Below are 25,178 nucleotides of genomic sequence, written 5' to 3' on the forward strand. Positions count from 1 at the left end.
CAGACAGCATGCGACCCTTCATCTACCAGACCCATCCGCAACGTGTTGTCTTCCGTGCCGGCGGCCTCGCGTCGCTTGGCGACGAAGCCGCTGCCCTTGGCGCCCGCAAGCTGCTGGTGCTCTGCACCGCGCCGCAACGCGACCTGGCCGAACGCGCCGCCGCGGTGCTGGGCGCGCGCTGCGCCGGCATCTTCGATGGCGCGGTCATGCATGTGCCGGTGGAACAGGCGCGGCTGGCACGCGCCTGCGCGGCGGAACTCGGCGCCGATGGCGTAGTGGCAATTGGCGGCGGGTCGACCATCGGGCTCGGCAAGGCCATCGCGCTGGAATCGGACCTGCCGATCCTGGCCGTGCCCACCACCTACGCCGGCTCGGAGATGACGCCGATCTATGGCCTGACCGACGGCGGCCTCAAGCGGACGGGCCGCGACGCGCGCGTGCTGCCGCGCACCGTACTCTACGACCCGGACCTGACGCTGGGCCTGCCGGTGCCGGTCAGCGTGACCAGCGGCATCAACGCCATCGCCCATGCCGCCGAAGGGTTGTATGGCGCCGACCGTACGCCGGTCAGCGACTGGATGTGCCGGGAAGGCATCGCCGCGCTGGGCCGAGCGCTGCCGGTCATTGCCACCCTCCCGGGCGAGCCGGACAGCGCGGCCGTGCGCACGGCGCGTGGCGACGCGCTCTATGGCGCCTGGCTGTGCGGGGCCGTGCTCGGCAGCGTTTCAGTGGGGCTGCATCACAAGCTGTGCCACACGCTCGGCGGCAGCTACAACCTGCCCCATGCCGAGGTGCACACGATCGTGTTGCCGCATGCGCTGGCCTACAACGCGCCAGCCGCGCCGGAAGCCATGGCGGCGATCGCCGCCGCGCTGGGCCGTGCCGGCGCCAGCGGCCCGCAGGCGGTGTTCGACCTGGCCGCATCGCTGGGCGCGCCCGTCGCGCTGCGCGAACTCGGCATGCGCGAGCAAGACCTGGACCGCGCCTGCGAACTGGCGCTGCAGGCGCAGTACCCTAACCCGCGCCCGCTGGCCGCGGCGGGTATCCGGGCGTTGCTCGACGACGCGTTCCACGGCCGACGGCCGGGCTGACAGGGGGCCTGATAGCGGGCCTGATAGCGGGCCTGATAGAGGCCTTGTTAGCGCACCGGCACAGCGTGCCGGGCAGCGCTTTGCACTTGCGCGTCCTCAGCGACGGATGCACGCGCCATCGTCATGCTGCAGGCGCAATGCGCAAGCGTCCCCCACTACCCCCTCAACAGTCGACTTCCTCCTATATCGTTGTCGGCGCCTCACCGACAGCGAGCGCTCCGGCCAGAAACTAGTATCCAGATGCAATCCGCAGCCAGCGCCCGCGCCTGGTGCCGGAAACGGCATCCCTGCCTCGGCTGCGCCCCATGTCCCGCACAAAAGGAAGAACAGCCATGGACCGCCGACAGTTTCTCAAGTGGGGAAGTTTCCTGACCGTCTCCATTGCCACCGGCGGCCTCGCCGGCTGCGGCGGCGGTGACGACGATCCGCCGGACACAGGCAACCCCGAGAATTTCAATTTCACCCATGGCGTTGCCTCGGGCGACCCCAAGCCCGACAGCGTGGTGGTCTGGACGCGCGTGGAAGGCAACAACGGCAAGCGGCCGGTGGTGGTGCGGTTGCAGGTGTCGACGCAGCCCGATTTCCCGCCCCCCACGCTGCTGGTCAACCAGCCTCTGATGGCCCGGCCGGAGTGGGACTACACGATCCGCAACAAGATCACCGGCCTGACGCCCGGAACCCGTTACTACTACCGCTTCCTGCTGGGCAACCGGCCCAGCACCGTGGGCCGCACGCGCACGGCGGCCACGGCCAGCACGCCGTTGTCGCAGCTGCGTTTCGCTTTCGTCAGCTGCCAGGACTGGAATGCCAACCACTGGGCCGGCATGGAAGAACTGGTGCAGCAGAACCTGGACTTTATCGTCCACGTCGGCGATTACATCTACGAGGCCGTGCCGGGCGGCTCGCGCGCCGCTATTGTGGAGGACCGCCACACGCCGCTGCAGCTTCCCAATGGCACCGTACTGCCGGATGGCAGCGTCTATGCCACCACGCTGGACGACTACCGCTACCTGTACCGCAGCTATCGCAGCGATCCGCGCCTGCAGGCATTGCATGCCGCATTCCCGATGATCGCGATCTGGGATGACCACGAGTTCTCGGACAACTGCTGGCAGGACCGCCAGACCTACGATTCGGACGACGACCTGACGCCGCAAACCGCACGCCGGCGCGCGGCCAACCAGGCGTGGTTCGAGTATCTCCCCGCGGACGTCAGCCTGGACACGGACAATCCGTCGTTCCAGAACATCCAGATCTACCGCTCCTTCACCTTCGGCAACCTCGCCACGCTGCTGATGACCGACGAGCGCCTGTACCGCGCCGACCACGTCATCCCGGAAGAAACCACGGGCCGTGCCGTGGGCAGCCTGTACTTCGTGCCGGTCGCGACACTGGCCACTGCCGAGGCCGCGAAGATCGCCGCCGCGGGCGGTGCGCTGACGCCGGTGTCGATGCTGGGCGATGCGCAGCGCGCCTGGTGGCAGGACCGCGTGGGCGGCGCCGGCACGACGTGGACGCTGTGGGGCAACCAGTTGTCGCTGCTGCGCATGCAGATCGATATCACCCAGGCGGTGGCCAACCTGATCGCGCGCGGGCTGGTGCTGGCCAACAGCGCGCTGTCATCGTTGCAATCGGCCATCGCCAACGCACTGGCCAGCGACCTGCGCGCGGCCAAGGCTGCCGGCACCTACGCCAACCTGGCCTATACCGCGCTGCGCAACGTGCTGACGCAGGCCGGCATCGATGCCGCGTCGTTCGATGCCAATATCAAGCCGTTTATCGAGAGCCGCCTGCCGGCCATCTCGCTGCTCGACCGCTTTATCCTCAACGCCGACCAATGGGATGGCTACAACGCCGAGCGCAAGAACCTGATGGCCTTCCTGAAGGCCAACAACATCCGCAACGTGGTGGGGCTGAGCGGCGATATCCACTCGTTCTTTGGCGGCCAGGTGATGGACGACTACGATGCCGCGACGCCGGCGCCGGTGATGGTAGACCTGGTCACCGCCGGGCTGTCGAGCAACACGCTGCTCAGCTCGTTCCGCACGATCGTCGACAACGACCAGGCCTTCGCCGCGCTGCGCGAACTCATCTACAGCGATGTGGGCGGCACGCTGGTGAACAACTTCGACGCCACGCTGCGCACCTTCAATCCCTGGCTGCGCCACGTCGAGACCAACGCCGAGGGCTATGCGCTGGTGACGCTGACGCCGGACAAGCTCAGTTGCACCTTCCACACCCTCAAGCCGGTCTCCGGCGGCGTGGCCCCGGCCCTGCCCGCCACGGAGAGCACCAGGGTGCTCGAGGTAGCCGCCGGCACGGCGGATGTGAGCGTGCTGTAGCGTTACCGGCGCAAAACCCGCTTCTTCCGAAGTCTTGTGCGCGGCCCACGGGCCGCGCTTGCCTTGCTCCGCCAGCCGATTGTGCGTCTAATAGTCTGAAGAACCGGTCAATGTGACCGGGGCGGCCAGGAGGCGAAATGCGCTGCACCCGTTGCGGTTTCGCAAACCTCGAGGGAGCCAACTTCTGCGAGGAGTGCGGGGCGCGGCTTGCCCGGATTTGTCCGCAGTGCGGCGAGGAGGCCACTCCTGCCGCCAAATTCTGCCGGGCTTGCGGGTTTGCGCTGGGCGACTCCCCTGCCGTGCCGGCTGCGCCGGACCGGCCGGCTGCTCCCGCGCCAGTCCATTACACGCCGCCGCACCTGGCCGAGCGCATCCTTGCCGAGCGGGAAGCCATGGAAGCCCGCGGCGAGACCGCCGGCGAGCGCAAGACCATCACCGCGCTGTTTGCCGACATGGCCGGTTCGACGGCGCTCACGCAGGATCTCGACCCCGAGGAAACCCGGCGCCTGATCGACCCGGTGGTGACGCTGATGATGGAGGCGGTGCACCACTACGAAGGCTATGTCGCCAAGTTCCTCGGCGACGGCATCCTGGCGCTGTTCGGCGCGCCCATTGCCCATGAAGACCATGCGTTGCGCGCGCTGTACGCGGCACTGCGGATGCAGGACGCGATGCATCGGCACAGCGACCGCGTGCGGCTGGAGCAAGGCATCCCGCTGCAGGTGAGGATCGGCATCCATACCGGCGAGGTGGTGGTGCGATCGATCCGCAAGGACGACCTGCATACGGATTACGACCCGGTCGGGCACACCATCCATATCGCCTCGCGCATGGAAGGGATCGCCACGCCGGCCTCGATTCTCGTCAGCGAATCGACGCACAAGCTGACCGAAGGCTATTTCGAGTTCACGGCGCTGGGCACCACGCATGTCAAAGGCGTACGCGAGCCGCTGGCGGTGTACGAGGTGGTTGGGCTGGGTGCCTTGCGCACGCGGCTGCAAGTGGCGGCGCACCGTGGGCTGGCCCGGTTCGTCGGACGCCAGCCGGAACTGGAGCATCTGCAAGATGCGCTGGAGCAGGCCAAGGCGGGACACGGGCGCATCGTCGCCGTGGTCGGCGAGGCGGGCGTCGGCAAGTCGCGGCTGTTCCATGAGTTCAAGGTCAGGTCGCAGCAAGGCTGCCTGGCGCTGGAGACGTTCTCGGTCTCGCACGGCAAGGCCTTTGCCTATCTGCCGCTGATCGAGCTGCTGAAAAACTATTTCCAGATCACCGCGCAGGACGGCGACCGTAGCTGCCGCGAGAAGGTGACCGGCCGGCTGCTGACACTGGACCGGTCGCTGGAAGAGCACCTGCCCTACCTGCTCTACCTGCTCGGCACGGTCGAGCCCGGCTCGCCGTTGCCGACCATGGACCCCACGATCCGGCGCCAGCGCACCTTCGATGCCATCGCCAGCCTGCTGGTCCGCGAGAGCCTCAACCAGCCGCTGGAGGTCATCTTTGAAGACCTGCAATGGCTGGACGGAGAGACCGAGGCCTTCCTCAATATGCTGACCGGCCATGTGCCGGGCGCGCACATCGTGCTGCTGGTCAATTACCGGCCCGAGTACGCCCACCACTGGGACGCCGGCGGGCATTACTCCGAGCTGCTGCTGCAACCGCTCGGCCCGGCCGAGGCGCAGGGGCTGCTGACCGCGCTGCTTGGGGACGATGCCAGCCTGGCGCCGCTGAAGCGGCTGATCCTCGACAAGACCGAAGGCAACCCGTTCTTCATGGAGGAGGTGGTGCAGACGCTGGTGGAGGAAACGACGCTGCTGGGCCAGCCGGGCCGCTACCGCATCGAGAAGGCGCCCGCCCTGCTCCATATGCCCACCACCGTGCAGGGCGTGCTGGCCGCCCGTATTGACCGGCTGCCGCTGGCGCAGAAGGAGCTGCTGCAGACGCTGGCCGTGATCGGCAAGGAGTTCCCGCTGAGCCTGATCCTGCGCGTCACCGGCCTGGCCGAAGACAAGCTGCGCCCGCTGCTGGCCGATCTTCAGGCGGCGGACTTTATCCATGAGCGCCCCGCTTTCCCCGAGGTCGAATACGCCTTCAAGCACGCGCTGACGCAGGAGGTCGCCGGCAATTCGCTGCTGACCGAGCGCCGCAGCGCGCTGCATGAAAGCACCGCGCAGGCCATCGAAGTGCTGTTCCACGGCCGGCTCAAGGATTACTGCAGCGAGCTGGCGCACCACTACAGCCACAGTGGCAATATCCCCAAGGCGATCGAGTACCTGCACTGCGCCGGCCAGCAGGCGCTGCAGCGCTCCGCGCAGGCCGAGGCCATCCTGCACCTGAGCACGGCGATCGAACTGCTCAAGCGCCAGCCCGACAACGCCGAACGCGCGCGCCGGGAACTGACGCTGCTGCTGGCGCTGGGGCCGGCGCTGATGGCGGCCCGCGGCCAGGCCTCCGCCGAAGTGGAAGCCAATTACCGGCGCGCGCTGGCGCTGTGCGAGCAAGGCAAGCAGACGCCGGCCGTGTTTTCGGCGCAGCTCGGACTGTGGGCGTTCTACCAGTTGCGTGCGCAATACCAGGTGTCGCTGCCGCTGGGCAAGCGGCTGTATGCGCTGGCGATGAAGTCGCAGCGGCCCAAGCAGCTCGCGGAAGGCCATCGCGTGCTGGGCGCCACACTGTTCCGGCTGGGCAAGCTCGACGCCGCGCGCACGCATATGGAGCAGGTCATCGCCGTGGCGCAGCCCGAACCGCAGGCTTATGACTTCCTGATGGGCTACGGGCGCGACCCCGCCGTCCACGCCACCAGCACGATGGCCTGGATCCAGTGGTACCGGGGCTACCCGGACCAGGCCCGCGGGCTCTGCCAGCAGGCGCTGGTGATGGCGCGGGAGCGTCCGGACGTCTTCAACCTGGCGCTGTGCCTGGTGTTTGCCTCGGAAGTGCACCACTGCCGGCGCGAGCCGCAACTGGCGCGCGAGTATGCCGAGGCCGCCATCGCGATTTCCGGCGAGCAGGGCTTCCCGATCTACCTGGCATGGGGCCACGTGCTCCAAGGCTGGGCGCTGGCAGAACTGGGCAGCCCGGACGAAGGCGTCGCGCTGATGCGCCAGGGGCTTGCCGCCTACGAATCGACCGGCGCAGAGCTGGGCATACCGAACCTGCTGGCGCTGTTGGCCGACGCCTGCGCCAAGGCGGGCCAGACCGCGGCGGCGCTCGACATGCTGGCCCGGGCCCAGGCACTGGTGGAGGCAACTGGCGAGCAGCTCGATGCATCGACGTTGTGCCGGCTCAAGGGAGAGACACTGCTGCGGCGGTCGGCCGAACGATCCGTCCCACCCGCGGACCAGGATGAAGCCGAAGCCTGTTTCCACAGCGCCGTGGCCATCGCCCAGGAACAAGGCGCCAGGCAACTGGAACTGCAGGCCGCGCTGAGCCTGGCCACGCTGTGGCAGCAACAAGGCAAGACTGACGCCGCACGACAGGCGCTGGCACCCATCCACGCCAGCTTCAGTGAAGGCTCCGACACCGCTGACTGGCTGGAGGCCGAGGCACTGCTTGCCGCGCTGGCCGGCCACACTGCCGATGCCACCGCGCCGCCACCCGCATGACCCCCACATGCCATGACGCCAACCCAAGCCCGCCACCTGCAAGACCGCTTCGTCGCATTGTGGACGCGATCAGGCGGCACTCGCGCGCAGGACGCCTTTGCCGACCTGGCGCGCTACTACGGCGAGCCGACGCGGCATTACCACACGCTCGATCACGTGCGCCGCTGCCTCGGCGACCTGGACTGGGCGCACAGCGAGATCCCCGATACCGATGCGGTGGAGCTGGCGCTGTGGTGCCACGACGTGATCTATGTGCCAGGCGCCAGGGACAACGAGCAACGCAGCGCCGACTGGATCCGGCACTGGTCAGGCGGCGCCATCGCCGCCACCGAACGCGTCGCCGCGCTGATCCTGGAAACCACGCATGCCGACGTGCCGGCCAGCCTGGCGGGCCGCTTCACCGCCGACATCGACCTGGCGGCACTGGGCAGCAGCCGCGCCCGCTTCCGCGAGAACGGCGCGCTGCTGCGGGCCGAGCGCACCGACCTGGACGACCTTGCCTATGACGCCGCCGAGCGCGCCTTCCTGCATGCGCTGCTGGCCAGCCCCCGCATCTACCATACCGAGCCGTTCCACGCGCGCTACGAAGAACAGGCGCGCGGCAACATGGCGTGGCGGCTGGCGCAGCCGGGGCCGCCGCATGCGGATGCCGCCATCACAGGAATTCCCCGCTGATATCGATGCTCGAGCGCTGGCCGATGCAGTCGTAGTTCTGCGCCAGCCACCGTGCCGCCTCCGCCCTGCCCTTGTCGCGCAGCGAGCAAAGGAAGTCCCAGTCGGCGTTGTACTTGGTGGAAACACCGAGCTGGGCCATGGTCTCGTCGGAGCGGATCGAGTGGATCCACATCTCCTTCATCTCTTTGCCATCGACCTTCCCTTCCCGGATCAATGAGGTGACGAAGGCAATGGCGCGCATCTCCCGCATCAGCGACGAGTTGAAGCTGACTTCGTTGACGCGGTTCAGGATGTCCGCCGCCGTCCTCGGCACGCCGGGGCGCACGATCGGGTTGATATGCACGATCACGACATCGCGGGTCTGGCAATGGTAGATCAGCGGGTAGATCGCCGGGTTGCCGACATAACCGCCGTCCCAGTAGTACTGGCCGTCGATGCAGACCGCCTGGAACAGCGTCGGCACGCACGCCGAGGCCAGCACGGCGTCGATGCTCAGCTCTTCCGGCGGGAAGATGCGTATGCGCCCCGTCTCGATATTGGTCGCGCACAGATACAGCTCGATCGGGCAATGCTCGCGCAGCGCCGCGAAATCGACCTGGCTGCCAAGCACTTCGCGCAGCGGATTGAGGTTGTTGGGATTGAACTGGTATGGCGACAGGATGCGCAGCGCGATGTCGGCCATCGCATACATCGGCGAATGGTTCAGGCCCAGCGTGTGGGAGCTCTTCAGCCACGGCATCCAGCGAAACGGGCTGTAGCGCAGCGCGGAGCGCGCGACGGCGAGCCAGAAGTCATGCAGCGCCTTGCGCGCGCCGTCGCTGCCGCCCTGCAGCAGCCCGTACGCCAGGACCGCGCCATTCATGGCGCCGGCGCTGGTGGCGCTGACGCCTTCGATCGCCAGCCTGCCGTCCTCCAGCAGATGGTCGAGCACGCCCCACGTGAAGGCGCCATGCATGCCGCCGCCCTGCAGGGCGAGTGCCACGAGCTTCTGTCCTGTCTGCTCCGGCTGCATACGCGGTTTTCTTCGATTGGGTGGGCCAAGTATCTTATCGGGCGCTGCCGCCTGCGCCGCGCGCAACGGCGCGCGGCGGGCAGCGGTTCGCCCTGATCCAGTGTAGGGAAGAACGCGTTCGCGGTCAGTACACCGAACGGCTGAGCGACATGATCACTTCAGCCCATGCCGATCCGCTGCAGCCATGCCACCGCCCATGTCGCCCCGGTCGACAACACCAGCCCAATCGCCACCGGCGCCACAAAGCGCAAACCGCCGGGCAGCGAGGCGACGATCTTGCTGACGGTATTGGCGGTGAGCGCGCCCAGCACAGGCCATACCGCCGCGGGCGGCTCCAGCTTGCCGGCGCCCACCATCGAACCGATCGAGGTCGCGGCCGCATGGGCGTCGGCAAAGCCCGCGCCGACGGCCAGCGCCAGCAGCCCCTTGTTGCCGGCCCATGCCTGTGTCGCGGCGCCAACCAGTTGCAGCACCGCGAACAGCACCGCGAAGGCCGCCGCGCCGCGCCAGTCGAAGATGCGGCCGCCGGGCATGCCCTCGGTGTCGCCGCGCGCCTCGTGCCAGGAGCGCCACAGCCAGATGCCGCCGACCAGCGCGATGACCGCCAGTCCGGCAGCCAGCGGCAACGCCAGTGCCATCAGCGCCGAAATGCTGGTTGCGCTCAGCAACAGCATCATCTGCACATAGGTGGCCACGGTGGACAGCAGCGCCGCCGCGACCGGGCCGTGCACGCGCTCTTCGGCCTTGCGCGCCAGCACCGCCATCGCGCCGATAGTCGCGGTGCTGGAGACGAAACCGCCGAACAAGCCCGAGATCGCCAGGCCCAGCCGATCGCCGAACACGCGCGCGCAGACATGTCCCACCGCGCCGGCCAGCAACACCAGCAGCACCACCAGCCAGATCGCGTGCGGATTCCAGGCGTCGAGCGGCCCCATGTAGCGGTCGGGCAGCAGCGGCCAGACGATCAACGCGGCAGTGGCCAGCAGCAGCGCCTCGCTCATTTCTTCGCGTGTGACCACGCGGCGGGCGATATGGTGCAGGAAGGTCTTGCCATGCAACAGCAGCACCACGGCGGTGGCCAGCCCGGCCGCCAGCGCTGCGTGCGTCACCGCCAGCGCCCCGAGCAGGATGGTCAGCAGCAGCGCGAATTCCGTGGTCATGCCGCTGTCGCGGTCGGCCGAGCGGTGGTAGCTGATGGCCGCCAGCAGCGCCGCGCCCAGCAGCATCACCGGCAGCATCAGCCCGGACGGCAGCATCGCGCAGGCCGCGCCCGACAGGCTGGCGAGGGCGAAGGTGCGCACGCCGGCCGGCGCCTCGCTGCTGCCGCCATCCATGGCCGCAGAGGCCGCATGGCTGCGCTCGCGCTCCAGCCCGATCGCCAGCCCGATGCCCAATGCCACGGATGCGGAAATGATCTCTGATTCCATGCGCGATACCGGGGTCCCATGGCGTTCACACCAGACTCCAGTATCGGCGCAGGCGGCGGTTTGTGCACGGCCTGCGGGGGCTTCAGCGCTCGGAGGCGGCCACCACTACCACATGCGCCTGCATCGGCCCGGACAGCGGCCCGGTGCCATAGGCCACGGCCAGCGCCTGTTCGCAATGATCGGTGGCACGGGCCAGGGCGTCCGGCCCGCGTGCTTCCAGGATGTTGCGCAGCGGCGTACCTTGGCAGATCGCCACCGCGGGGATGCGGGCGGATTCCGCATGGCTGGTGGTAGTGACCGTTTCGAAGACCGGCGGCGCGGTGAATCCGCCTTGGCGCAGATCCTGCTCGATGGTTGCCTGGCGGTGGTATCCGTGGGGCACGCGCACGATGAAATCCGGCAGCGACTCGGGAAACAACGTGGCGAGTGCTGCCGTGATATCGCGGGCGAAGGCGTTGAACTCGATCCGGTCCCACACGTTGAAGACCAGCGTTCCGCCCGGGACCAGCACGCGGTGGGCCTCGGCAAAGGCCCTGGCCTTGTCCGGGAAGAACATCGCGCCGAACTGGCAGGCCACCAGGTCGAAGCTGGCATCGGCGAACGGCAGCGCCATCGCGTCGGCTTCGCGCCAGATCACCGGGCGGCCGGTGCCGGCCGCCCGGGCACGCTCCAGCATCGGCGGATTCAGGTCGGTGGCGACGATCATCACGTCCGGCGGCAGCCGGCGCGCCAGTTCCCGCGTCAGCACGCCGGTGCCGGCGGCCAGCTCCAGCACCCTGCGCGGTTCCAGCGCGGCGATACGCTGCGCCATGTCGGCGGCATATGGCGCAAAGAACATGGGCACCATCAGGGCCTCATAGATGTCCGGAATCGCGCCCGCGAAGACCTTGTCCGATTGCTGCATCCCCATGGGATTCCCCTTGCCACGGCGTGAAAGATGCCGGTGTCGCCTCAGTGGGTGTAGGACAGATTGCGGCGAATGTAAACGCGGCGCCGACTGGCCCCGGCATCGCGATTACGGCCGCGGCGCGGTGCCCTCCAGCTGTTCGTTCGCCAGCGTCAGGATGCGCAAGGTTTCTTCGAACACCGGCAGCGCTTCAGCGCGTCCCGGCGCGTCCGCCGGCATGGCATCGCGGTCGGCGGCGACCCCGCGGATCATCTGCTCGATAAAGCCGGGACGGGTGGCCTCGGTGCGCTGCAGCAGCATATGCAGCAGGTAGACACAGGCGCCAAGGCGCGGATCTTGCGAGGATGTCATGGATTCGTCTCCTGGGATTGGTGGGGATGGCCGGACTTGCAGTATGGTGCCGGCGCTTGCAAAAAGTACAGGGACCAGGCAGAGGCAATGCGATGATCCGTATCGGCATCTCCGGCTGGCGCTACGCGGGCTGGCGTGGCGTGTTCTATCCCGAGGGGCTGGCGCAGAAGCGCGAGCTGGAGTTTGCCTCGCGCGCGGTCGATTCCATCGAGATCAACGGCTCGCACTATTCGCTGCAGACGCTGAAAAGCTATCGCGCCTGGTATCAGGCGGCGCCCGAGGGCTTTGTCTTCGCCGTCAAGGGCCCGCGCTACCTGACCCATATGCTGCGCTTTCGCGACGAGTCGGCGCGGCCGGCGATGGCGAATTTCCTCGCTTCCGGGGTGCTGGCACTGGAGGAGAAGCTGGGGCCGATGCTGTGGCAGTTCCCGCCCAACTTTGCCTTCGACTCCGAGCGGCTGGAGCGCTTTCTTGCGCTGATCCCGCACGATACCCACGCCGCGCGCGAGCTGGCGCGCCACCACGACAGCCATGTCAGCGAGCCATGGTACGAGACCAGCCGCCGGCGGCGCATCCGGCATGCGATCGAGATCCGCCATGACAGCTTCTGCACGCCGGAATTCCCCGCGCTGCTGCGCCGGCACCGGGTCGCGCTGGTGATCTCCGACGCGGTCGCAGAGTGGCCCTACGCGGAAGATGTCACCAGCGACTTCCTCTACCTGCGGTTGCACGGCTCCGAAACGCTGTATGGAGGCGCGTATTCCGACGCCGCGCTGGACCGCTGGGCGAAGCGGCTGCAGAAATGGGCCAGCGGCCATGAACCGGCGGATGCGCAGCGGATCTCGCCGAAACGTCCGCGCAAGGCGGCGCATCGCGATATCTACTGCTACTTCGATAACGACCAGAAGGTCAAGGCGCCCTTCGACGCGAAGCGGCTGAAGGCGCGGATCGCGTCGTAGCCCTACTCCCGGATCCGCGGCAGCCAGCCGCTGCCGCGGGTGCGGGAATCCACCGGCAACTGGCGCTGCAAAGCAGCCTTGCACAGCATATGCGCGCTGATCGGCGCGGTCAGGAACAGGAACGCGGTCACCAGCAACTCATGCAGGCTGCCGTCGCCGCGAAAGCTGAAATACGCCACCGACGCCAGCACCACGCCGCCCACGCCCAGCGTGGTCGACTTGGTCGGCCCGTGCAGCCGCATGAAGAAGTCCGGCAGCCGGAACAGGCCGATGGCGCCAACCAGCATGAACATGCTGCCCACCAGCAGCAGTGCACAGACCACGAATTCGGCGATGGGATGCAGCATGGCGCGCCTCCTTAGTATTCGATGATGTCGCCGCGCTGCAAGTACTTGGACAGCGCCACGGTGGCGACAAAGCCCATCACCGCGATCAGCAGTGCCGCCTCGAAGAACAGTGCCGAATTCAGCCGGATGCCGAGCACCACGATCAGCGCGATGGCGTTGATATTGAGCGTATCCAGCGCTACGATGCGGTCCGGCAGGCTGGGCCCGCGCAGCAGCCGCGCCAGTGTCAGCATGAAGGCCAGGCCCAGGATTGCCAGGCAGACCGGGATCACGACGGCAAGCATTGGAAGATCTCCTTCAGCGGGGTTTCATAGCGCGACTTGATGCGATCAACCAGCGCGGCCTCTTCGCCCAGGTCGAGCACATGCACCAGCAGCGCGCGGCGGTCGTCGCTCAGCTCCGCGCACAGCGTGCCGGGGCTCAGCGAGACGATGCTGATCAGCGCGGTGGTGGCGAGTTCATGCTCGACGTCCAGCGGCACCACGATAAACGCCGGCCGCAGCCGCGCGGTGCGGCCCAGCACCAGGATCGCCACTTCGATATTGGCCATCACGATATCGACCAGCACATGGACGCTGAGGCGCAGGATCAGATCAGGCCGCGACAACCTGAACGCCCCCAGCACCAGCCAGCGGTCGGCCAGCCGGCCGATGGCAAAGCCCAGCAGCGCGCCCAGCAGCCAGTGCCCGGGCGCGATGCTGTTGGACAGCAGCAGCCACATCAGCAGCAGGATCAGGCTCAGCCACGGGTGCGGCAGCAGGCGGCGCAGCATGCCCTACCCTCCCTGCCCGGGCAGCACGGCCCGCAGATAGGCGGCGCGGTCCAGCATCTGTGCGGCGGCAGCGCCGACGTAATCGCTGGCCGGGCCTGCCCACACCGTCAATGCGACATTGCCTGCCAGCAGCAGCGCGCAGCAGGACAGCTTGCGCGCATCCGGGTGCACGCGGGCGCGGGCCAGCGCAGGATGGTCTTCATCGAGGTATTCGTCGCCTTCCGGCACGAACTCGGCCTGATGCGGCAGCCGCCACAGCAGCCGCGTGCCGGTGCGCGACACGGCGATCAGCATCACCAGGCCCGACACCAGCACCACGGGCCACAGCGCCGGCATCCATGCCGTCGGGGTCGCGCGCAGGATCAGGGCCTTGCCCAGGAAGCCCGACAGCGGCGGCAGGCCCACCGCTGCCAGCACGCCCACCATATACAGCACGCCCGCGAAGCGCGACGCAACCACCAGCGCGCCGTCCTCGCGCCGCTGCCTCGGCTCCAGCGCATCGGCCAGCAGGAACAGCGCACCGGTGCACAGCGTGGTGCTGAGCAGGTAGTACATCCCGGCGGCCCAGCCAGCCTGGGTCTGCATCGCCACGCAGGCCGACAGCAGGCCGACGGAGGCCACTACCAGATAGCCCGTCATCGACCGCAACGCGTGCGCGGCCAGCGCGCCCACAGCGCCGATCGCCAGCGTGACCAGCGCCAGCGGGAATACCCAGTCACGCAGGAACGGTCCCAGCAGTCCCTGCGGCCCGCCGAAGACCAGCGCGTCGCAGCGCAGCATCGCGTAGATGCCGACCTTGGTCATGATGGCGAAGAGCGCCGCCACCGGCCCGGTGGCGCTGGCATAGGCGCGCGGCAGCCAGAAATACAGCGGGAACAGCGCGGCCTTGAGCGCGAACACCAGCATCAGCATGGCACCCGCGGCCACCGCCAGCGGCAGATCCTGCGGTGGTAGCCCGGCCAGGCGCAGGCCAAGATGCGCCATGTTGAGCGTGCCGGACAGGCCATACAGCACGCCGATCGCCACCAGGAAGAAGGACGACGCCACCAGGTTCAGGATCACGTAATGCAGTCCGGCGCCGATGCGCGCGCGGCCCGCGCCGTGCACCAGCAGCGCGTACGACGCGATCAGCAGCACTTCGAAAAAGACAAAGAGGTTGAACAGGTCGCCGGCCAGGAAGGCGCCATTGAGGCCCATCAGCTGGAACTGGAACAGCGCATGAAAATGCCGGCCCTGCCGCGCCGTGCCGGCCCCCGCGGCAGTCAGCGCGGCGACCGCCAGCACCGCGGTCAGCGCCAGCATCATCGCGGCGGTGCGGTCCAGTTGCAGCACGATGCCGAACGGCGCCGGCCAGTTGCCGGGCGCATAGACCGCGATCTCGCCGGTGGCCGCCTGGCGCAGCAGCAGCACGGCCAGCGGCACCAGCAGCAGCGTGGCGATGGCGCACACGGTGCGCTGGGCCTGCAGGCGCTGGGCGGGCATCGCGGTCAGCAACGCGCCCGCGAGCATCGGCAACAGGATCGGCAGCAGCACGGCGTGGTTCATGGCCGCGGCTCCTGGCGGTCGCCATCGCCGCCATCATCGCCATCCTCGTGACCGGCGGGCGGGCGGCTGGCGCCATCGACATGGTCGCTGCCGGTCAGCCCCAGCGAGCGCAACGCCAGCACCACCGCGAACGCGGTCATGCCGAAGGCGATCACGATCGCGGTCAGCACCAGCGCCTGCGGCAGCGGATCGGCATAGCTTGCGCCGGGCGCGATCACCGGCGGCCGGCCGATGGTCAGACGCCCCATCCCGAGCAGGAACAGGCTGACCGCATACGACAGCAGCGTCAGCCCCAGCACCACGGTGAACACGCGGGGACGCAGCAGCAGGTAGATGCCGCACGCGGTCAGGATGCCGATGGTGGCGGCGTAGAGGGCTGCCATCAGTCTTCCTCCGCGGCGCGCGCCGGCGGCAGGTTGCGCACGCCCAGGTGCGAGACGATCACCAGCGTGGTCCCGGTCACGGTGCAGAACACGCCCAGGTCGAAGATCATCGCCGTGGCCAGCTCCACCTCGCCGATGCCGGGCACATGGAAGTGTCCGAACGCGGTGGTCAGGAACGGATAGCCGAAGGCCAGGCTGCCGAGCCCGGTCAGGCCCGCCAGCAGGATGCCGCCGCCGGCGATGGCGCGATAGTCCGGCGCGATGCGTGCCTCGGTCCAGCGCACGCCGTTGCCGACGTACTGCAGCAGCAGCGCCACCGACGTGATCAGCGCGGCGATAAAGCCGCCACCCGGCAGGTTGTGCCCGCGCAGCAGGATAAAGGCCGCCACCAGCAGCGTCAGCGGCAGCATCAGCCGCGCCAGCATCGCCAGCAGCAGCGGATGCGCCTGGCTGGTCCACGGCAAGCCGTCGGGCGCGGCCGATGGCGTCGGCAGCCGCATGCCCCTGAGCAGCGCCTGTACCCCCAGCCCGGCGATCAGCAGCACGCAGATCTCGCCCATGGTGTCGAAGCCGCGGAAATCGACCAGCAGCACATTGACCACGTTGTGCCCGCCGCCGCCCGGCACCGATTGCTCGATGTAGAAGGCCGAGACCGGGTCATAAGGCCGCGTCATTACAGCGTAGGCCACCACCGCCAGCAAGGTGCCGCCGCCGGCCGCCAGCACCAGGTCGCGCGCGCGGCGGGCATGCCCGGGGCGCTCGGGCGTCTCGCGCGGCAGGTAGAACAGCGCCAGCACCAACAGCAGCACGGTCACCACTTCCACCGAAATCTGCGTCAGCGCCAGGTCCGGCGCGGAGAAGCGCAGGAACACCAGCGACACCATCAGCCCGCAGCCGCTCAGCAGCACCAGCGCCAGCATGCGCTGCCCACGCGTGGCCACCACCGCAACGGCCAGCAGGGCGAGCAGCGCCAGCGCGGCCGCGCCCATCGGGTCGAGCGCGCCGGCGCCGACGCTGCCGGCGAGGGTCTCGAGGTTGGCCAGGAAGTACGCCGGCACGCCCAGCAGCGCCAGCAGCATCCACGCCAGATAGGCCTGCAGCGAGCCGCTTTCGAGCCGGTGCGTGATGACCCGGGCCAGGCGTTCCAGCGCGCGCATGCCGCTTTCGAAAGTGCGGCGCGCGCTGACGGGCTCCATCGCCTGCTGCCAGCGCCGCAGCGCATCGCGGCGCAGAAAGAACAGCGCCGCGCCCCCCGTCATCGACATCAGGCTCATCAGCAGCGGCAGGTTGACGCCATGCCACAGGTTCAGGCTGTACGGCGGCAGCGGCGCGCGCAGCGTGGCCAGAGAGGCCGCGGCCAGCAAGGTCCCCACGGTATAGGCCGGCGCCAGGCCGACCACCAGGCAGATCACCACCAGGAACTCGACCGGCACCTTCATGAAGCGCGGCGGCTCGTGCGGCGGATAGTTGGGCACGTCGGGGCGCAAGGCGCCGAAGAACACGCCGTAGATAAAGCGCAGCGAATACGCCATCGTCAGCGCGCCGGCCAGCGTCGCGGCGGCCGGAATCACCCAGTTGAACTCGCCCAGCAGGCCCTGCGCCAGCGTTTCGCCGAAGAACATCTCCTTGCTGAGAAAGCCGTTGAACAGCGGCACGCCCGCCATCGACAGCGATGCCACGATGGCCAGCACCGCGGTATGCGGCATATAGCGCGCCAGCCCGTGCAGGCGGTCCAGGTCCCGCGTGCCGGTTTCATGGTCGATGATGCCTGCGGCCATGAACAGCGACGCCTTGAACACCGCATGGTTGATGATATGGAAGACCGCCGCCACCGTGCTGAGCTGGGTATCGAGGCCGAACAGCAGCGTGATCAGCCCCAGGTGGCTGATGGTCGAATACGCCAGCAGCCCCTTCAGGTCGCGCTGCAGCAGCGCCATGCCGGCGCCGAAGATCAGCGTGGCCAGCCCCGTCATGCTGACCAGGTAGAACCAGCCGTTGGTGCCGTCGAGCACCGGATAGAGCCGCGCCAGCAGGAAGACGCCCGCCTTGACCATGGTGGCCGAGTGCAGGTAGGCGGACACCGGCGTGGGCGCGGCCATCGCATGCGGCAGCCAGAAGCTGAACGGGAACTGCGCGGACTTGGTAAAGACCGCCAGCAGGATCAGCACCAGCATCGGCAGGTAGAGCGGGTGGCGCTGCACCTTGCCCGCCTGCGCCAGCACCTCGGACAGCTCGAAGCTGCCGCAGATATGGCCCAGCAGCAGCACCCCGGCCAGCAGCGCCAGCCCGCCGCCGCCGGTGACCGCCAGTGCCATGCGCGCGCCCTGGCGCGCATCGGCGCGCCACGACCAGAAGCCGATCAGCAGGAACGACATGATGCTGGTCAGTTCCCAGAACACCACGAGCAACAGCAGATTGGCGGCCAGCACCACGCCCAGCATGGCCGTCATGAACAGCAGCAGCAGGCAGAAGAAGCGCACCGCCGATTCATTGCGCGCCAGGTAGTAGCGCGCGTACAGGATCACCAGCAGCCCCACGCCGATCACCAGCAGCGCGAACAGGTAGGCAAGGCCGTCGAGGCGCAGCGACAGCTCCAGCCCCAGCGCCGGCAACCATTCCAGGCGCCATCCCAGGGCGTCGCCGGGGTTGTCGAAGACCACGCCGCGCAGCCGCAGCAGCAGCGCCAGCGCGGCCAGCGGAAAGCCCACGATCACCGGCGCCACCAGCCGCGGGGCGCGCATGCCGATCATCCACGTCAGCGCCGCGGCAATGAGGGGCAGCGCGATCAGCAGCACCAGCACCATGGGCGTGCCCTCAGTGCCTGCCGGGCGGCGGCCGGCGGGCGGCCCCCCTGGCGGCGGCCATGTGGGGCGGCGGTCGAGCCGGGTCAGTTGTGGTGACAGCGACGGGGACGATCATCGGCAAGGTCCTCTGCGGGCAGGCGTAGCCCCTACTGTCCGGATTCCGGAGCCATTGCGCAACCCGTCCGTGGCACTTTGCCCGCCGCACGACAACATTCATCGCCCCGCAAAAGAAACTGAATACGCGCCGCCGCGCCATGCTGCGCACGCCACGCACGCCGCCTGAGCCCTGGCGTCAGGGCCTGGGCCGCACCGCGTCCGCCGTGCCCTGGATAAAGGCCTTGATCTTCTCGACATCGTCCGGGGACAGCTTGCCGGTGAAGTCAGGCATGCCGCGCGACATCGCCGGGCCCTTGAACACCACCTTGTCGAGGTTTTCGATATAGGCGGCATCGATATAGCCCAGGTTCGGGATATTGCCGCCGCGGTCCACGCCCGGCACGCCGTGGCACAGTACGCAGTTGCTGACGTAGAGCGCGGTGCCGTCCTTGACCAGCGCGGGGTTGTACCTGACGCCCTGCAGCAGCGTGCCGGCGCGGTACTGCGCAAACTCAGGCAGCGGCGCCTTGCCGCCCAGCGCAAAGGTATAGACCGTTCCCGGCCCCTGCCGGTCGGTGGCGCGCTGCGCCTGGCCGTAGACGCCGCCCCACCCCACCGCCACCGACACGTACTGCCTGCCGTTGAGCTCGAAGCTGATCGGCGCGGCCACCACGCCGGTGCCGGTGGGCGATTCCCACAGCTTGTCGCCGCTGCGCGCGTCATAGGCGACGAAGCGCCCGTCGGCGGTGCCCTGGAACACCAGGTTGCCCGCGGTGGTCAGCGTGCCGCCGTTCCACGGCGACACATGCTCCTGCGTCCAGGCGGCCTTCTGCCGCACCGGGTCCCACGCGATCAGGCGGCCGAACGGCTTGCTCCGTGGCGGCTCGGCATTGAGGAACTTGGCCGTGTTCCAGCCGACGTTGCCGTGCGGCGTGCCCGGCTTGCCCTCGTTGAAGTTCCAGTTCTTGTCGTCCATCAGGTTCACCGGTACGTTTTGCGCCGGCAGGTAGACCAGCCCGGTCTGCGGGTTGAACGACATCGGGTGCCAGTTATGCGCGCCGTACGGCCCCGGGATGGGGTCGTAGGCCTTGTCGGTGGCGCGCGCCTCGGGCCGCTCGCGATGACGAAGAAAAAGCCGTTCTTCGGCGCATGCAGGATGACCTTGCGCGGCTGGCCGTCGAGCTTCAGGTCGGCCAGGATCTTTCAGGACTGCGAACTGGCTGAACTGCGTGCGGCACGGGATGCCGGGCCGTTGTGATGATCGGCGACAGGCCGGATTCTGGACATATCGGGATTACCCGGAGAAGCGCGGCCCGGTGTTTATCAGGAACCGACCGTCCTGCGGCCCGGGACGGTCGTCGCGCTCCTGCGGTCAAGGCGGCTCACGCCGCCAACGTCGTGGCCGCCCCCGCGCTTCAGTGCACGGTACCGGGCATCAGCTCCACCTTGATCCATCCCGGCTGGCGCTTGTCGAAAGCCTGGTAGGCCTCGATCGCAGAGGTCATCGGCTCGCGCCGCGTCAGGATCGCCGCCGGATCGACCGCGCCAGCGCGCACCAGCTCGACCAGCTTGGGGATATAGGCGCGATGGTTGCAGTTGCCCATGCGCACCGTCAGGTTCTTGTTCATCGCCGCGCCGATCGGGAAGCTGCGGTCAGTGGGCGGGTACACGCCGATGATCGACAGCGTGCCGGCCTTGGCCAGCGCGCGGATGGCCCAGTCCAGCGCCTGCGCCGGCGCGTCGCCCGGCACCCAGTTGCCTTGTGCCGACGGGTTGGCGTGCGGCGCAAGCTGCGCGGACAGTTGCTCGCCTTCCTGCACCGACGGGTCCTGCGCCGCCGGCCCATGGTGCGCGTGCATCGCATCGACGCCCACCGCGTCGATGGCGCGGTCCACGCCGATACCGCCGGTCAGCTCGACGATGGTCTGCACCGGGTCCTCGGCGTCGAAGTTCACCACCTCGGCCCCTTGTGCGCGCGCCATGTCGAGGCGGTCAGGCACCGCATCGACGGCAAAGATACGCCCCGCTCCCATCAGCCGCGCCGAGGCGATGACGAACTGGCCGACCGGCCCGCAGCCGAACACCGCGACGGTATGGCCAGCATGAATATTGGCCAGGTCCGCGCCGAAGTAGCCGGTGGGGAAGATGTCGGACAGCATGATGGCCTGCTCGTCGCTGATGGCGTCGGGCAGTTTGACCAGGTTGACGTGCGCGAACGGCACGCGCGCTTTCTCGGCCTGCAGGCCCTGGAACGGGCCGGTCTGCTCGGGCCCGCCGTAGAAGGCCGTGCCGGCCTGCTTGCCGTGCGGATTGGCGTTGTCGCACTGCGCGTAGTAGCCGTCGCGGCAGTAGGAGCAATAGCCGCAGGCGATGGTGGATGGGATCACGACGCGATCGCCGACGCTGAGGTTGCGCACGCCGCTGCCGAGCGCTTCGACAACACCGACCCCCTCGTGCCCCAGCACCGTCCCGGGCGCAAGGCCCTCCATGGTGCCGCGCACGAAGTGCAGGTCCGTGCCGCAAATGGCGCTCGCGGTCAGGCGCACGATGGCATCGGTATCCTGCTCGATCACAGGTTCCGGCACGTCGTCGAGCCGGATATCGCCGATCCCGTGGAATACAACTGCTTTCATGGTGTCCTCCACATGAAGCCGGAGCCATCTCCGGCGTGGTCAGTCGGAGCACCTTTGCTGCAAATTGCATTCCCGTGGCGGCGCCACCGGGGCTGGCGTCAGGCGCGGCGGAACCGGCAAATTCTGCTACGCGGCTTGCAAACGATGCCGGCCTTGTTCAATCCGCTGCCCTGATCAGCCGGCCACGCCCAGCGCGCCCTCCACATTGCGCACCAGGCTGACCAGCCGCGGACCGATGTCTTCCTCCATCTGCTTGCTTTGCTGGCTGAACACCGGCACCGAGGCGGCAAAGATCCACGCCTCGCCGTCGCGGCGGGTGCGCATGGGCACGGCAATCGACTCGACCTCGCGGTGCAGGTCGCGGTGGCCGCGGCAGAAGCCGTGCTGCTCCAGGTCGAGGGCGGCATCGGCCAGGCGCTCGCGCAGCCAGTCTGCGCGCTGGGGGTCGGCGGCCTGCAGCTGGTCGACATAGGCCTCGCGCTCGGCCATGTCCATCAAAAGCAGGTAGCTGCGGCCCGTCGCCGTGCGCGAAACCGACACGCGCGTGCCGACCTCGGGCCGGAACACATGGCTGCCCACGCCCTGGGCGATCTCCACGTAAGTCAGCGCATTGCCGGCGCCGACGATCAGTTCTACCTGGCCGGCCATATGGTCAGCCAGCTCCTGCATCTGCGCGCGCGCAAGCTGGCGCACGGTCATCCGCGCCAGCGCCGGCGCGGCCAGGTTGACCAGGCCGACACCCGGCACGTAGCGCGACAGGCGCTCGGAATAGCGCAGCAAGCCGAGTTCGCACAGCGTGTCGAGCAAACGGAACAGCGTGGGCTTGGCCAGGCCGGTGCGCTCCATCAGCTCGCGGCTGCTCAGCTCCTGCACCGTCGGCGAAAAGCAGTTGAGGATCGAAATGCCCCGCGCCAGCGCGCTGACCAGCCGTGCCTCGCCGTCGCCGTCGGCAGTGGCGGCAGGCGTCGCAAGAGAAGCATTAGTCATATTAATCCTCGGCTGTCTTTTTTCGATACGGCTGTCTCGAATTCGAGCATAGTGCCGCGCCATTTATCTTGCGTCAACCTGGTTTTTGAGGTTTACATAGTCTAATTCCGAGTCCAAAATCCCGAATCAGTACGTCGAGCAGGATGTTTTATGGAACCGTCGTCTCAATAATTACTTACCCGCTTCACCAATCAGGCATTTCCGGAGACAAAACCATGCAACAAGCCGTCATCGTCGACGCCATCCGCAGCCCGATGGGCCGCTCCAAGCCGGGTTCGGCCTTTACCGAACTGCATGCCACCGAGCTGCTGGCACAAGTGCTAAAGGGCCTGGTCGAGCGCAACAACCTCGATCCGGGCCTGGTCGACGACGTCATCACCGGCTGCGTGACCCAGGCCGGCGAACAGTCGGCCGGCCCGGGCCGCGTGGCCTGGCTGGCGGCAGGCTTTCCCGACCACGTGCCCGCCACCACCATCGACCGCAAGTGCGGCTCGAGCCAGCAGGCGGTGCACTTTGCCGCGCAGGGCATCATGGCCGGGGCCTACGACATCGTCATCGCCTGCGGCATCGAGTCGATGAGCCGCGTGCCGATGGGCTCGGCACGGATCGGCCAGAACCCCTACGGTCCGTCGATGGAGGCGCGCTACGCGCCGGGACTGGTGTCGCAAGGCGTGGCGGCCGAACTGGTGGCGGCGAAATATGAACTGTCGCGCCAGCAGATGGACAGCTATTCGGCGCGCTCGCACGAGCTGGCCGCCGCCGCGCGCGAAAGCGGCGCCTTCCGCCGCGAGATCCTGCCCATCAGCACGCCCAATGGCGTGGTCGAGCAGGACGAAACCATCCGCCCGGGCACCTCGGTGGAAAAGCTCGGCACGCTGCAGGCCTCGTTCCGCAGCGACGAACTGGGCGCGCGCTTCCCGCAGATCGGCTGGAACGTGACCGCGGGCAACGCCTCGCAGATCAGTGACGGCGCCGCGGCGATGCTGCTGATGAGCGAATCGGCGGCGCAGCGCCTGGGCCTGAAGCCGCGCGCGCGCTTCGTCGCGTTCGATGTCTGCGGCGACGATCCGGTGATGATGCTGACCGCGCCGATCGCCGCCAGCCAGCGCGCCATCAGGAAGAGCGGCCTCAGCCTCGACCAGATCGACCACTACGAGATCAACGAGGCCTTTGCCTGCGTGCCGCTAGCCTGGCAGAAGGCGCTTGGCGCCGACCCGGCACGCCTGAACCCGCGCGGCGGTGCGATCGCGCTGGGCCATCCGCTGGGCGCCTCCGGCGTACGGCTGATGACCACCATGCTGCATGCGCTGGAGGACAGCGGCCAGCGCTATGGCCTGCAGTCGATGTGCGAAGCCGGGGGCATGGCCAACGCCACCATCATCGAGCGCCTGTAAGCGGCGCCCGCATCCAATCAAGGAGACACAACATGAAACTGACCAAAATGTCCGCCGTCGTGACCGGCGGTGCTTCCGGGCTGGGCCTGGCCTGTGTGCGGCGCCTGGTGGAGCGCGGCGTCGGCGTGGTGATCGCCGACCTGTCGGAGGAGCGCGGCAATGCGGTCGTCGATGAATTCGGCGGCAAGGTCGTGTTCGTCAAGGCCGACGTGACCGACACCGACCAGATGAACGCCGTCTACGACGCCGCCGAGGCCATCGCCCCGCTGCGCGCGCTGGTCCACTGCGCCGGCCTGGGCGCGCCGGTGCGCGTGGTGGAAAAAGACGGCCAGCCGGGCTCGCTGGAGAAGTACGAGTCGGTGGTGCGCATCAACCTGGTCGGCACCTTCAATGCGCTGCGGCTGGGCGCCGCGCGCATGGCCAAGAACGAACTGGTGGACGGCGAGCGTGGCGTGTGCGTGCTGACCGCATCGGTGGCCGCGTACGAAGGCCAGATCGGGCAGATTCCGTATGCATCGGCCAAGGCCGGCATCGTCGGCATGACGCTGGTGGCCGCGCGCGACCTGGCGCAGCGCGCCATCCGCGTCTGCACCATCGCGCCGGGGCTGTTCGACACGCCGCTGCTGGCCAGGCTGCCGGAGAACGTGCGCACCTCGCTCGGCGCCATGGTGCCGCATCCGGCGCGGCTGGGCGCGCCGGATGAGTTTGCGTCCACCGCGCTGCACATCCTGGAGAACCCCATGCTCAATGGCGAGACCATCCGCCTGGACGGCGCCATCCGCATGGCGCCGCGCTGAGCCGGGACTCGCACCGATTCCGACTTTGAGCACAAGGAACGATGAATGAGCGACACGCTGCAACTTGAAACCTGCGACAATACGCTGCTGATCACCATGAACCGGCCCCAGGCGAAAAACGCCATGGACTTCGAGACCGCCACCGCGCTGGCCGCCGCGATCGACCAGCTCGAAAGCCGCGACGACCTGAGCGTGGCGATCCTGACCGGCGCGGGCGGCACCTTCTGCTCCGGCATGGACCTGAAGGGCTTTCTCGCAGGCAAGCGCCCCAGCCTGCCGGGCCGCGGCTTTGGCGGCCTGACCGAGAAGCCGCCGCGCAAGGTGCTCATCGCCGCGGTGGAAGGCTATGCGCTGGCAGGCGGCTTCGAGCTGGCGCTGGCGTGCGACCTGATCGTGGCGTCGCAGGCGGCCAAGTTTGGGTTGCCTGAGGTGAAGCGCGGGCTGGTGGCCGGCGCCGGCGGCCTGATGCGACTGCCGCGCCGGGTGCCGTACCACATCGCCATGGAATACGCGCTGACCGGGAATATGCTGGGCGCCGAGCAGGCCCATGCCTACGGCCTCATCAACCGCCTGACGGAGCCGGGCCAGGCGCTGGCCGGCGCGCTGGCGCTGGCCGACGAGATCGGCGCCAACGGCCCGCTGGCGGTCGGCGTCAGCAAGCAGATCGTGGCCGAGTCCGCGGACTGGAGCGCCGAGGAGATGTTCGAGCGCCAGCGCCCGCTGCTGGCGCCGGTGTTCACCTCGGCCGATGCGCGTGAAGGTGCGGCTGCATTTGCGGAGAAGCGCAAACCGGTGTGGACGGGGAAGTGATGGAGCGCTAGCTGGCGCGGTTGGGAGAAAACTGCCGCCGCTGGGGAAGCCTGCCGCCGCTGGCGGACGTTCCCCCCGGAATGCGGGAGCGAGGTGGGGTGAGGGCCGGTACATCAACGAAGTCAAGCCGCCGGTCTGCCAGTGGCCCCTGCGAATTTTTCAACGTTCGCTTAATATGACTGCCTGACCCCGGCCGCCACGACAACAACAACAACAACAACAACATCGAGACACACCACCTTGC

At 68.3% G+C, this 25,178-nt stretch carries 20 protein-coding genes and 1 pseudogene; 8 read left to right on the forward strand and 13 right to left on the reverse strand.

All coding sequences use genetic code 11. The features are described from left to right. Positions 1 to 8 precede the first annotated feature (8 nt). The 4 genes from AB1I47_RS25925 (at position 9) to AB1I47_RS25940 (ending at position 7,710) form a co-directional block, all read left to right on the forward strand. On the forward strand, positions 9 to 1,091 hold the full coding sequence (locus AB1I47_RS25925; RefSeq protein WP_354686566.1) for a maleylacetate reductase: 1,083 nt from the start codon (positions 9 to 11) through the stop codon (positions 1,089 to 1,091). A 332-nt stretch (positions 1,092 to 1,423) separates the two neighbouring features. Continuing rightward, positions 1,424 to 3,433: an alkaline phosphatase D family protein gene (locus AB1I47_RS25930; RefSeq protein WP_354686567.1), complete on the forward strand. Its 2,010-nt coding sequence runs from the start codon at positions 1,424 to 1,426 to the stop codon at positions 3,431 to 3,433. A gap of 137 nt (positions 3,434 to 3,570) precedes the next feature. Beyond that, positions 3,571 to 7,035, forward strand: coding sequence for an adenylate/guanylate cyclase domain-containing protein (locus AB1I47_RS25935; protein WP_354686568.1), 3,465 nt, complete (start codon positions 3,571 to 3,573; stop codon positions 7,033 to 7,035). Between the two features lie 12 nt (positions 7,036 to 7,047). Further along, entirely contained in the window at positions 7,048 to 7,710 is a 663-nt protein-coding gene (locus AB1I47_RS25940; protein WP_354686569.1) for an HD domain-containing protein, read from the forward strand. On the opposite strand, the gene AB1I47_RS25945 is transcribed toward AB1I47_RS25940, so the two are convergent. The 4 genes from AB1I47_RS25945 to AB1I47_RS25960 form a co-directional block, all read right to left on the reverse strand. Beyond that, positions 7,691 to 8,722 (reverse strand): patatin-like phospholipase family protein, encoded by a 1,032-nt coding sequence (locus AB1I47_RS25945; protein ID WP_354686570.1) that lies wholly within the window; start codon positions 8,720 to 8,722, stop codon positions 7,691 to 7,693. The genes AB1I47_RS25940 and AB1I47_RS25945 overlap by 20 nt on opposite strands. Before the next feature lie 158 nt (positions 8,723 to 8,880). Beyond that, positions 8,881 to 10,149: an MgtC/SapB family protein gene (locus AB1I47_RS25950; RefSeq protein WP_354686571.1), complete on the reverse strand. Its 1,269-nt coding sequence runs from the start codon at positions 10,147 to 10,149 to the stop codon at positions 8,881 to 8,883. 82 nt (positions 10,150 to 10,231) lie between these two features. Beyond that, positions 10,232 to 11,059, reverse strand: coding sequence for a class I SAM-dependent methyltransferase (locus tag AB1I47_RS25955; protein ID WP_354686572.1), 828 nt, complete (start codon positions 11,057 to 11,059; stop codon positions 10,232 to 10,234). 105 nt (positions 11,060 to 11,164) lie between these two features. After that, positions 11,165 to 11,407, reverse strand: coding sequence for a hypothetical protein (locus AB1I47_RS25960; RefSeq protein ID WP_354686573.1), 243 nt, complete (start codon positions 11,405 to 11,407; stop codon positions 11,165 to 11,167). 92 nt (positions 11,408 to 11,499) lie between these two features. On the opposite strand from AB1I47_RS25960, the gene AB1I47_RS25965 reads away from it, so the two are divergent. Beyond that, a complete protein-coding gene (locus AB1I47_RS25965; protein ID WP_354686574.1) occupies positions 11,500 to 12,366 on the forward strand; it encodes a DUF72 domain-containing protein in 867 nt (288 codons plus the stop codon). Between the two features lie 2 nt (positions 12,367 to 12,368). Here the strand turns inward: AB1I47_RS25965 and AB1I47_RS25970 are convergent, their stop codons facing one another. The 9 genes and pseudogenes from AB1I47_RS25970 to AB1I47_RS26010 form a co-directional block, all read right to left on the reverse strand. Continuing rightward, the gene (locus AB1I47_RS25970) at positions 12,369 to 12,713 is read right to left on the reverse strand and encodes a Na+/H+ antiporter subunit G (protein WP_354686575.1); all 345 of its coding nucleotides are present in this window, start codon (positions 12,711 to 12,713) and stop codon (positions 12,369 to 12,371) included. 11 nt (positions 12,714 to 12,724) lie between these two features. After that, positions 12,725 to 12,997, reverse strand: a complete 273-nt coding sequence (locus AB1I47_RS25975) for a K+/H+ antiporter subunit F (protein WP_354686576.1) — start codon at positions 12,995 to 12,997, stop codon at positions 12,725 to 12,727. Further along, positions 12,982 to 13,485: a Na+/H+ antiporter subunit E gene (locus tag AB1I47_RS25980; RefSeq protein ID WP_354686577.1), complete on the reverse strand. Its 504-nt coding sequence runs from the start codon at positions 13,483 to 13,485 to the stop codon at positions 12,982 to 12,984. The genes AB1I47_RS25975 and AB1I47_RS25980 overlap by 16 nt, the downstream gene beginning before the upstream one ends. 3 nt (positions 13,486 to 13,488) lie before the next feature. Continuing rightward, entirely contained in the window at positions 13,489 to 15,030 is a 1,542-nt protein-coding gene (locus tag AB1I47_RS25985) for a monovalent cation/H+ antiporter subunit D (RefSeq protein ID WP_354686578.1), read from the reverse strand. Continuing rightward, positions 15,027 to 15,413 (reverse strand): Na+/H+ antiporter subunit C, encoded by a 387-nt coding sequence (locus AB1I47_RS25990; RefSeq protein WP_354686579.1) that lies wholly within the window; start codon positions 15,411 to 15,413, stop codon positions 15,027 to 15,029. Before AB1I47_RS25990 ends, AB1I47_RS25985 begins: the two co-directional genes overlap by 4 nt. Continuing rightward, on the reverse strand, positions 15,413 to 18,217 hold the full coding sequence (locus AB1I47_RS25995) for a monovalent cation/H+ antiporter subunit A (RefSeq protein WP_354686580.1): 2,805 nt from the start codon (positions 18,215 to 18,217) through the stop codon (positions 15,413 to 15,415). Before AB1I47_RS25995 ends, AB1I47_RS25990 begins: the two co-directional genes overlap by 1 nt. 292 nt (positions 18,218 to 18,509) lie before the next feature. Further along, positions 18,510 to 19,513: pseudogene (locus tag AB1I47_RS26000) on the reverse strand (c-type cytochrome); the annotation flags it as partial. Positions 19,514 to 19,728: 215 nt separating this feature from the next. Then, on the reverse strand, positions 19,729 to 20,946 hold the full coding sequence (locus AB1I47_RS26005) for a zinc-dependent alcohol dehydrogenase (protein WP_354686581.1): 1,218 nt from the start codon (positions 20,944 to 20,946) through the stop codon (positions 19,729 to 19,731). 174 nt (positions 20,947 to 21,120) lie between these two features. Beyond that, entirely contained in the window at positions 21,121 to 21,933 is an 813-nt protein-coding gene (locus tag AB1I47_RS26010; protein WP_354686582.1) for an IclR family transcriptional regulator, read from the reverse strand. Positions 21,934 to 22,148: 215 nt separating this feature from the next. On the opposite strand from AB1I47_RS26010, the gene AB1I47_RS26015 reads away from it, so the two are divergent. Genes AB1I47_RS26015 through AB1I47_RS26025 form a run of 3 tightly spaced genes read left to right on the forward strand, consistent with a single transcriptional unit; the run spans position 22,149 to position 24,934 of the window. Continuing rightward, positions 22,149 to 23,327 carry a thiolase family protein gene (locus tag AB1I47_RS26015; protein WP_354686583.1) on the forward strand — a complete coding sequence of 393 codons (1,179 nt, stop codon included), beginning with the start codon at positions 22,149 to 22,151 and terminating at the stop codon, positions 23,325 to 23,327. Between the two features lie 32 nt (positions 23,328 to 23,359). After that, positions 23,360 to 24,124 carry an SDR family NAD(P)-dependent oxidoreductase gene (locus tag AB1I47_RS26020; RefSeq protein ID WP_354686584.1) on the forward strand — a complete coding sequence of 255 codons (765 nt, stop codon included), beginning with the start codon at positions 23,360 to 23,362 and terminating at the stop codon, positions 24,122 to 24,124. 45 nt (positions 24,125 to 24,169) lie between these two features. Then, positions 24,170 to 24,934: a crotonase/enoyl-CoA hydratase family protein gene (locus AB1I47_RS26025; RefSeq protein WP_354686585.1), complete on the forward strand. Its 765-nt coding sequence runs from the start codon at positions 24,170 to 24,172 to the stop codon at positions 24,932 to 24,934. Positions 24,935 to 25,178 lie beyond the last annotated feature (244 nt).

The sequence above is a fragment of the Cupriavidus necator genome, assembly GCF_040578825.1.
GTDB lineage: Bacteria > Pseudomonadota > Gammaproteobacteria > Burkholderiales > Burkholderiaceae > Cupriavidus > Cupriavidus necator_E.

Bases quoted from the DNA above. Each gene is read 5' to 3' on its own strand.
- AB1I47_RS26005 (WP_354686581.1), bottom strand. From the start codon at position 20,946: ATGAAAGCAGTTGTATTCCACGGGATCGGCGATATCCGGCTCGACGAC.
- AB1I47_RS25945 (WP_354686570.1), bottom strand. From the start codon at position 8,722: ATGCAGCCGGAGCAGACAGGACAGAAGCTCGTGGCACTCGCCCTGCAG.
- AB1I47_RS25980 (WP_354686577.1), bottom strand. From the start codon at position 13,485: ATGCTGCGCCGCCTGCTGCCGCACCCGTGGCTGAGCCTGATCCTGCTG.
- AB1I47_RS26015 (WP_354686583.1), top strand. From the start codon at position 22,149: ATGCAACAAGCCGTCATCGTCGACGCCATCCGCAGCCCGATGGGCCGC.
- AB1I47_RS25975 (WP_354686576.1), bottom strand. From the start codon at position 12,997: ATGCTTGCCGTCGTGATCCCGGTCTGCCTGGCAATCCTGGGCCTGGCC.
- AB1I47_RS25935 (WP_354686568.1), top strand. From the start codon at position 3,571: ATGCGCTGCACCCGTTGCGGTTTCGCAAACCTCGAGGGAGCCAACTTC.
- AB1I47_RS25925 (WP_354686566.1), top strand. From the start codon at position 9: ATGCGACCCTTCATCTACCAGACCCATCCGCAACGTGTTGTCTTCCGT.
- AB1I47_RS26025 (WP_354686585.1), top strand. From the start codon at position 24,170: ATGAGCGACACGCTGCAACTTGAAACCTGCGACAATACGCTGCTGATC.
- AB1I47_RS25965 (WP_354686574.1), top strand. From the start codon at position 11,500: ATGATCCGTATCGGCATCTCCGGCTGGCGCTACGCGGGCTGGCGTGGC.
- AB1I47_RS25960 (WP_354686573.1), bottom strand. From the start codon at position 11,407: ATGACATCCTCGCAAGATCCGCGCCTTGGCGCCTGTGTCTACCTGCTG.
- AB1I47_RS25995 (WP_354686580.1), bottom strand. From the start codon at position 18,217: ATGGTGCTGGTGCTGCTGATCGCGCTGCCCCTCATTGCCGCGGCGCTG.
- AB1I47_RS25970 (WP_354686575.1), bottom strand. From the start codon at position 12,713: ATGCTGCATCCCATCGCCGAATTCGTGGTCTGTGCACTGCTGCTGGTG.
- AB1I47_RS25950 (WP_354686571.1), bottom strand. From the start codon at position 10,149: ATGGAATCAGAGATCATTTCCGCATCCGTGGCATTGGGCATCGGGCTG.
- AB1I47_RS25955 (WP_354686572.1), bottom strand. From the start codon at position 11,059: ATGGGGATGCAGCAATCGGACAAGGTCTTCGCGGGCGCGATTCCGGAC.
- AB1I47_RS25940 (WP_354686569.1), top strand. From the start codon at position 7,048: ATGACGCCAACCCAAGCCCGCCACCTGCAAGACCGCTTCGTCGCATTG.
- AB1I47_RS26010 (WP_354686582.1), bottom strand. From the start codon at position 21,933: ATGACTAATGCTTCTCTTGCGACGCCTGCCGCCACTGCCGACGGCGAC.
- AB1I47_RS26020 (WP_354686584.1), top strand. From the start codon at position 23,360: ATGAAACTGACCAAAATGTCCGCCGTCGTGACCGGCGGTGCTTCCGGG.
- AB1I47_RS25985 (WP_354686578.1), bottom strand. From the start codon at position 15,030: ATGAACCACGCCGTGCTGCTGCCGATCCTGTTGCCGATGCTCGCGGGC.
- AB1I47_RS25930 (WP_354686567.1), top strand. From the start codon at position 1,424: ATGGACCGCCGACAGTTTCTCAAGTGGGGAAGTTTCCTGACCGTCTCC.
- AB1I47_RS25990 (WP_354686579.1), bottom strand. From the start codon at position 15,413: ATGGCAGCCCTCTACGCCGCCACCATCGGCATCCTGACCGCGTGCGGC.